Source organism: Calditrichota bacterium, assembly GCA_014359355.1.
Classification (GTDB): domain Bacteria; phylum Zhuqueibacterota; class Zhuqueibacteria; order JANLFK01; family Oleimicrobiaceae; genus Oleimicrobium.
Window position 1 is genome coordinate 1 of the sequence record JACIZP010000271.1, and the last position, 6,873, is coordinate 6,873.

At 61.0% G+C, this 6,873-nt stretch carries 6 protein-coding genes; 3 read left to right on the forward strand and 3 right to left on the reverse strand.

Annotation, left to right across the window (positions count from 1 at the left end):
- Positions 1–1,803, reverse strand: a 1,803-nt coding sequence (locus tag H5U38_11930; protein MBC7187732.1) for a S8 family serine peptidase, incomplete at its 3' end; no start/stop codon positions are given.
- The gene (locus H5U38_11935; protein ID MBC7187733.1) at positions 1,804–2,460 is read right to left on the reverse strand and encodes a peptidylprolyl isomerase; all 657 of its coding nucleotides are present in this window, start codon (positions 2,458–2,460) and stop codon (positions 1,804–1,806) included. It abuts the gene before it with no gap.
- Positions 2,461–2,686: 226 nt separating this feature from the next.
- Between H5U38_11935 and H5U38_11940 the strand changes: the two genes are divergently transcribed.
- The 3 genes from H5U38_11940 to H5U38_11950 all read left to right on the forward strand — a co-directional run bounded on the left by H5U38_11940 (position 2,687) and on the right by H5U38_11950 (position 6,330).
- The gene (locus tag H5U38_11940) at positions 2,687–4,189 is read left to right on the forward strand and encodes a bifunctional metallophosphatase/5'-nucleotidase (protein MBC7187734.1); all 1,503 of its coding nucleotides are present in this window, start codon (positions 2,687–2,689) and stop codon (positions 4,187–4,189) included.
- A 69-nt stretch (positions 4,190–4,258) separates the two neighbouring features.
- The gene (locus H5U38_11945; protein ID MBC7187735.1) at positions 4,259–5,566 is read left to right on the forward strand and encodes an MFS transporter; all 1,308 of its coding nucleotides are present in this window, start codon (positions 4,259–4,261) and stop codon (positions 5,564–5,566) included.
- 23 nt (positions 5,567–5,589) lie between these two features.
- The gene (locus H5U38_11950) at positions 5,590–6,330 is read left to right on the forward strand and encodes a hypothetical protein (GenBank protein MBC7187736.1); all 741 of its coding nucleotides are present in this window, start codon (positions 5,590–5,592) and stop codon (positions 6,328–6,330) included.
- A 273-nt stretch (positions 6,331–6,603) separates the two neighbouring features.
- Here the strand turns inward: H5U38_11950 and H5U38_11955 are convergent.
- Positions 6,604–6,873: co-chaperone GroES (locus H5U38_11955; GenBank protein MBC7187737.1), on the reverse strand; the 270-nt coding region annotated here is incomplete at its 5' end.

The window sequence follows — 6,873 nt, forward strand, 5'->3', positions numbered from 1 at the left end:
GTAGAGAGCACGCAGCTGAAAACTCACCGGCACCAGCGGGGAAGGCGGCGCCGAGGAGTCTCCAGGGAGATGGATCAGGCGCAGCGTTGAATCGCCCGGCGGCAGGTAAAAAAGCTCCTGTGGCGCACCATGCGGGTGAACAAAAACCTTACCGCGCACATCCTGAGCGGCGAAGTAAAGAAAGAGCGTGTCGCCTTCCCCTGGACGAGGCAACTCCGCGAAGAAGTGATGTTCTCTCTCCGTCGGCAGCATGTCCACGAGCTGGTCGGCGCCGTCCGCTTGGCGGCGCCAGAGCACAGCCACACCCTCGGAGAGGATAGGAGGCTCGCCGGCCACCGCCAGGCGCACCTCCACCCTGTCGCCAGCCCCAAAAGCAACCTGCGGGCGTGGCGTGAACGCGGGTCCATGGTAGAGAAGGGCCTTCCAGGCGTCGACCAAACCCCAGCCATAGTCGTTGTCCGGGGCCTGGGCACGATCGGCCGTCTCCCTGAGCGCCTCCAAGACTTGCATGGGCGTCAGGTAGGGATGAGCGTCCAGCATGAGGGCCACCACCCCCGAAACCAGCGGACAGGAGAAAGAGGTGCCGCTGCCTATGCGAAAATCCGTGGCGTGCACTGGGCCGGCCATGTACACCCCTACCCCCATGGCCACCACGTCCGGCTTGGTGCGCCCGTCCGCAGTGGGGCCTCGCGAACTGAACGATGCCAAGACCCCGCTGCTGTTCACGGCCCCCACCGCGATGACGCTATCCCCATCGGCCGGCGCGATAATGTACCGCCAGGCGCTGTTACCCTCATTGCCCGCGCTGTTGACGACTACCACCCCCCTGCTTACGGCAATGTCGGCGGCGCGAGTGGTCACGGCCGTGTTCCCATCCATGTCCTGGTACGTGTACCAGTCAAGATAACCCAGTGAGCTGGAGACCACATCTGCCCCCATGGCCTCCAGCCACTCGATGCCTGCCACCCAAAAATCCTCCTCGATGGCCGTCTCGCTGGGCACATACTCCGTCTTGGCGAGGAGGTACTCGGCGCCGAACGCCGGTCCGATGAGCCGTCCAGGACTGAAACCACCTATGACCGACAGTGTCTCCGTGCCGTGCAGATCCTGGCTGGTGGCGTCCTGCCCTTCCTCGTTCTGGGTCACGCTATCGCTGTTGATGAAATCGAACTCCGCCACCACGCGCAGCCGCTGAAAGGCCTCGTTGAGCTGGTAGCGAAAACCGGTGTCCAACATGCCGACGCGCACCCCGCTGCCATCGATGCCCAGGTCATGCACCTCGGGCACGCGCATCAACCGGTTCTGCTCGTAGGAAGGGCCGTAGTCCAGGGTGTGGTCCAGGCCTTTGACCAGTGGCCCCGTTTCCGCTGGTGGCGCTGGCTCCGGCTCTGGCAATCGCATGGCTACCGGCTGCACTGCTCTCACGAAGGGCAGGCCGCGCACCGTCGCCAGCTGTGGGGAGTCCAACGTGGCACTCACGGCGTTCAGCCACCGCGAACTCACCACCGGCGCCACAGCCAGCTCCCGGAGCCTCCGCACATAGGGCTCATAGACCGGCAGGTCCCTCTCATCGACAAGCGCCTGTGCAGGTAACACTTTGGCCCGCCGCTGCAGTGCCCGCGGCGAAAGATGCTGATTTGCCACGCCTGATTTCAACAAAGCCTCGCGCTGCGAGACCGGACCCTTGTCGACGAAGAAGATCCAATAGCGCTGGCGCTCCTCGCCTCCGGGCATGGCCCTGCCCATGGAGCCGGAAAGCGACAAAAGACCTGCGACAATCAGGGCAAGGCGCCGAAGCCTCATCTATCGCTGCTCCATGTGGATTTCCTGAATGAACAGCGGCATCTTGGGCACCGCCAGCTGGGGGTTGACTTGCACCGTCTCCAAGGCGTTGATTTTGTCCAACACTTCCATCCCCTCGATCACCTTACCAAATACGGTGTACTGGCCGTCAAGGAAGGCGGTGCGCTGCCGTGAAAGGCAGATGAAAAACTGGCTTCCGGCGCTATTCGGATCTGGAGTGCGCGCCATGGAGAGAATGCCCTTATCGTGCGGCACGTCGTTGAACTCGGCAGGCAAGGTGTAGCCTGGGTTGCCGGTGCCATCATTCTGGGGATCCGCGTCCCGAGAAAGGATGTCGCCGCCCTGTACCACAAAGTCCTTGATCAGCCGATGGAACTTGGTGCAGTTGTAGAACCCGGCATTCACCAGACGCTTGAAGGCCGCACAGTGCAAAGGAGCCTTGTCCGGGAAGAACTCGATGACCATCGTCCCCAAATTGGTGGTCATCACTGCCACTTCGTTGGCATTCACCGGTTCAAGGGGCATTGCCTTCACCTTCTCTTTGAGCGCCTCAATCTGTTCTGCTGCCAGGGTCGGGCACTCTTTGGCCTTCTTGGACGTGCAGGATGCCAATGCCAGCACAGCAATGAGCGCGATCAGCATGAGTCGGGGGTACATAGCGGGTCCTCCTCGGGGAAAGTTCTCTCGTCGCGTGCCACCTTCTGCCTGTCTGACGCCTGTCAAGTTACCAAAATGCTCGGTCAAAATCAAGCCCAAACACGAAGCCGACGCCTCATCGCACACTTTTCGGTTGCAAATGTAAGCAGAGTTTTCTATCTTGCCCTGACCTCATGGAAGCGAATGGCTGGCACACGCGTCTGCAACTCAGGAAAGGACGACTTTGATGAGAACCTGTAAGTGGCTGATCTTCGCGCTATTCGTTCTGGCACTCGCCTCCGCCGCTGCACAAGTGCCCCCTGCGGAGCTTGTCATTCTGCACACCAACGACATGCACGCCCAATTCCAGCCCTCCTCGCCGGAGCAGGGCCGCACCAAGGTAGGCGGCATGGTGGCGTTGGAGTACTTTGTGCAGAAAGCGCGGAGTGAAGGGAAACCGACTCTCCTCCTGGATGCTGGCGACTATATGACCGGCACTCCTCTGGCCAGCATGGAGGCCCACGGTGCCCGCGGGGGTGGATTCGTGGAGATGATGAACATTGTCGGCTACAACGCGGCAGCCTTAGGCAACCACGAGTTCGACAATGGGCAAGATAATCTCAAGAAGCTCATCGCCCTTGCTGACTTTGATGTGCTGTGCGCCAACCTTTGGCGCGGCGATTCGCTCTTCGCCCCTCTTCCCTACAAGGTCTACCAGGTGGGCCCTCTGCGCGTCGGCGTCATCGGCCTCATTCTGGAAAAGCTCTTCGACGAGGTGGCACGACGGCAGGTGGAAGGCCTGCGCGTGGAGCCGGTCGTGCAGGCAGCGCAGCGGGCCATCGACGAGCTGGACCCAATAACCGACCTCATCATCCTCCTCACTCACCAGGGCGATTATGAAGATCGTGCTCTGGCGAGCGCCATTCGTGGCGCGGATGTCATCATCGGCGGCCACAGCCACACCCGCATCCCCAATCCCCAGAAGGTCAACGGCGTCATCGTGGCACAGACGGGCTCGAACCTGCAGAGTTTGGGTCGCCTCGACCTGCAGGTTGCCGCAGACTCGGTGGTGAGCTTCCGCGGGACACTGATCCCCCTGCTGGTCGACAGCGTGCACACGCCCAATCCCCGCATGGTGGAACTGGTCGACGGCTATCAGAAGCGCATCGAGGAGGATTACGGGCAGGTCATAGGCCGTCTTCTCACCGATTGGCGCGGGTCCCGCTACGGCGAAAGCAATGTGGGGAACTTTGTGGCCGACGTGATGCGCAAGACAGTGGACGCCGACTTTGCCACCATCAACAGCGGCGGCATTCGCAAGAACATCAAAGCGGGCCCGCTGCGCAAGCTGGACATCGTGGAGCTTCTCCCCTTTGCCAATACGCTGGTGACTTTCGAGTGCACCGGCAAGGAGCTTCTCACCTTCTTGGAGTTCAATGCCAGGAATGTCGCCTTGCAGCGGGGCGGCCTCATGCAGGTATCGGGCCTCACCTGCACCTACCAGGTGGTCGACAGTCTGGTACGCGTGGTGAACGCCTCGGTGCGCGGCAAGCCCATCAACCCCCGGGCCACCTACCGCGGCGTCACTGTGGATTTCGTCATCTACGGTCAAGCAGAAAGGTACATGGGCTTTGAGCCGAAAAACCCGCAGAACACCGGCCTCATGCTGTCAGAGGTCGTCATCGACTACATCAAGAAACACCCACGCGTCTCCTCGAAAGTCGAAGGGCGCTTCAAGAGAGCGCGTTAGGATGTTTGGTGTTCGTGAGCAGCACATGGGAGCATCCACGAAGCAGAGGCGGAAAGGAGAGAGTGAACAGTGACAGAGCAGACACATCACGACGCACCTCGCCATTCCTGGGCATTCCGGCGGCGGCGCTTTGCCAACTGGTTCCCTTTGGGGTTGACCTATGCCACGTTCTACATGGGCCGCTACAACCTCTACAATGCCAATCCGGAGCTGTGCAAGCAGTTTAATTGGAGCAATGAGCAGATCGGGTGGATCATCACGGCCGGCTTCTGGACCTATGCCCTCAGCCTCATCTTCAATGGCCCTCTGACCGACAAAATCGGTGGCAAGAAGGCGATGCTCATCGGCGCTGCGGGCACCCTGACTATGAACCTGGCCATCGGCCTCATGTTGGGTCTATCCGGCTGGCCTTTCAAAGTGCTCATTGCCATGGCCATGCTCTTTGCCGTCAACAGCTACTTTCAGAGTTTTGGTGCGATCTCCATCGTCAAGGTGAACGCGCACTGGTTCCATGTACGCGAGCGCGGGGTGTTTGGCGCCATTTTCGGGGCGATGATTCAGGGCGGCTACTACCTGGCCTACGGCGTGGGTGGGTTCATCCTGGTGCACCTGCCACTGCAATACGTGTTTCTCATCCCATCGGCGGCAATCGCCTTTATGGCGCTTATTGACCTCTTTGCCCTCAAGGACACGCCCCAGGAGGCCGGTTTCCCGGAGCTGGAAACACATGACGCTTCTTTTGGCGACGACGCGCCGGTGGACTGGGGCTTCATTGTGAAGAAGATTTTCACCAACCCCATCCTCATCACCATCGCGCTGGCCGAGTTTTGCACCGGCTTTGTGCGCTCCGGTGTGCTCGCCTGGTGGACAAAATATCTGGACAACGTGTTCCAGATAGGCAAAGACACAGCGGTCTTTAGATTCGTCTCCACGGGCATCCCGTTGGCAGGCATTGCCGGCGGCTTTGTCAGTGGCTTCCTCTCCGACAAGGTCTTCGGTTCGCGCCGCCCCCCGGTGGCCTTCCTCTTCTACTGCGGGCAGGTGGTGTTCCTATTTGTGCTGGCACAGGCGGGTAGCCCCTGGGCAGCGGCAGCTCTGATTGTGACGGTCAACTTTTTCATCAACGGTGTGCATGGGATTTTGTCGGGGACCTCTTCCATGGACTTTGGCGGGCGAAAAGGCGCAGCCAGCGCCACCGGCATGCTGGACGGCTGCCAGTACCTGGCCGCCGGCTTTGTGGGGTTCGCCATGGGGCGCCTGCTGGACACCTTGGGCTGGGGTGCCTGGGCCTACAGCATCATGGGCTTTGCGGTGATCGGTGCTTTCCTCATGACGCGCCTCTGGCGGGCAGTTCCGTCATCGGCCATCAAAGGGTAAGAGCAGCTTCAAGGAGGCTGAACATGAGCCAGCAGCACAGCGGAAAATCGACCTTCGACGTCATCGTCCTCATCGCCAGGCCGGCTGCCGGCAAGTCGGAGGTCATCGACTTCCTCAAGAAGGTTGACGTCAATGAGCGCATCCATCGCTTCCACATCGGCCAGTTCGAGGAGATCGACGACTTTCCCTACGTCTGGGAGACCTTTGAGATCGACGACATCCTGAGCCGCCACGGGCGCAAGCGGCTGTGGACCGACGAGCGCTACTACTTCACCGACGAGTGGGTGTGGAACCTGTTCATCGAGCGCATCAACTTGGCCTATGCCAAGAAGTTGGCCAAAGACCCTGCCTACCACGACCACACCACGGCCATCGTCGAGTTTGCCCGTGGGGGCGAGAATGGCTTCCGCGAGGCGTTTTCCTACCTCAGCGACGACATTCTGCGGCGCGCCGGGATCGTCTACATCAAGGTCTCCTACGAAGAGTCGCTGCGCAAGAATCGCCTGCGCGCCCGACCCGGCATGGAGGACTCAATCCTCTACCATTCCCTCCCGGACGAGAAGATGGAGTACTACTACAAGACCAACGACTGGGACGAATTGAGCGCCGCCGATCCGCATTTCATCACCATCAAGGGGCGGCGGGTCCCGTACGCCGTGTTCGACAACGAGGCCGACCTGACTACCACGCACACCGAGCTTCTGGGTCCCGCCCTGGAAGAGGTGTTTGGCCACCTGTGGAAGCTGTGGGTAGCCTCGCGCTGAGGTTGCGCCGCCCAAGCCGGAGGAGCCGGGCGACGATCATTGGGAGGCACGCGAGGCCGACGTGGTCCCGATGCAGAAGGTCAGGGGAAAACAGCTCAGCGCGCCGTCACTGCCGCTGGCGAGGGAGTCACTCCCAAGAAGGCCTGGCAACTTTTTGGGTGCGGCAGGCGTTGCCACCGACCGACGACACGCGGCGATGGGCGAACACAAAAAAAGCGGCCGCCACAGTTGAGCATGGCGGCCGCAAACCCGCGTCGCGAGTCCAAGAACTCCCTACAAAACTGCCAGAATCTCGTCTTCCGTGAGGAAAAGGTACTCTTCGCCCTCGATAGTCCACTCGTTGCCGGCCCATTTGGCGAACAACACGACATCGCCGACCTTGACGCTGGGCGGAACGCGCTTGCCCTGCTTGTCGATGCGCCCCGTGCCCACGGCAATGACCTTGCCGCGCTGCGGGCGTTCCTTGGCCGTGTCCGGCACCACGATGGGGCCGCGCTGTGCCGGCTCCTCCAGTCTTTGCACGAGAATCTTGTCGCCTATGGG

What these genes read in the sequence shown, in the direction of transcription:
- H5U38_11935 (MBC7187733.1), bottom strand. Translation starts at nt 2,460, where the DNA reads ATGTACCCCCGACTCATGCTGATCGCGCTCATTGCTGTGCTGGCATTG.
- H5U38_11940 (MBC7187734.1), top strand. Translation starts at nt 2,687, where the DNA reads ATGAGAACCTGTAAGTGGCTGATCTTCGCGCTATTCGTTCTGGCACTC.
- H5U38_11950 (MBC7187736.1), top strand. Translation starts at nt 5,590, where the DNA reads ATGAGCCAGCAGCACAGCGGAAAATCGACCTTCGACGTCATCGTCCTC.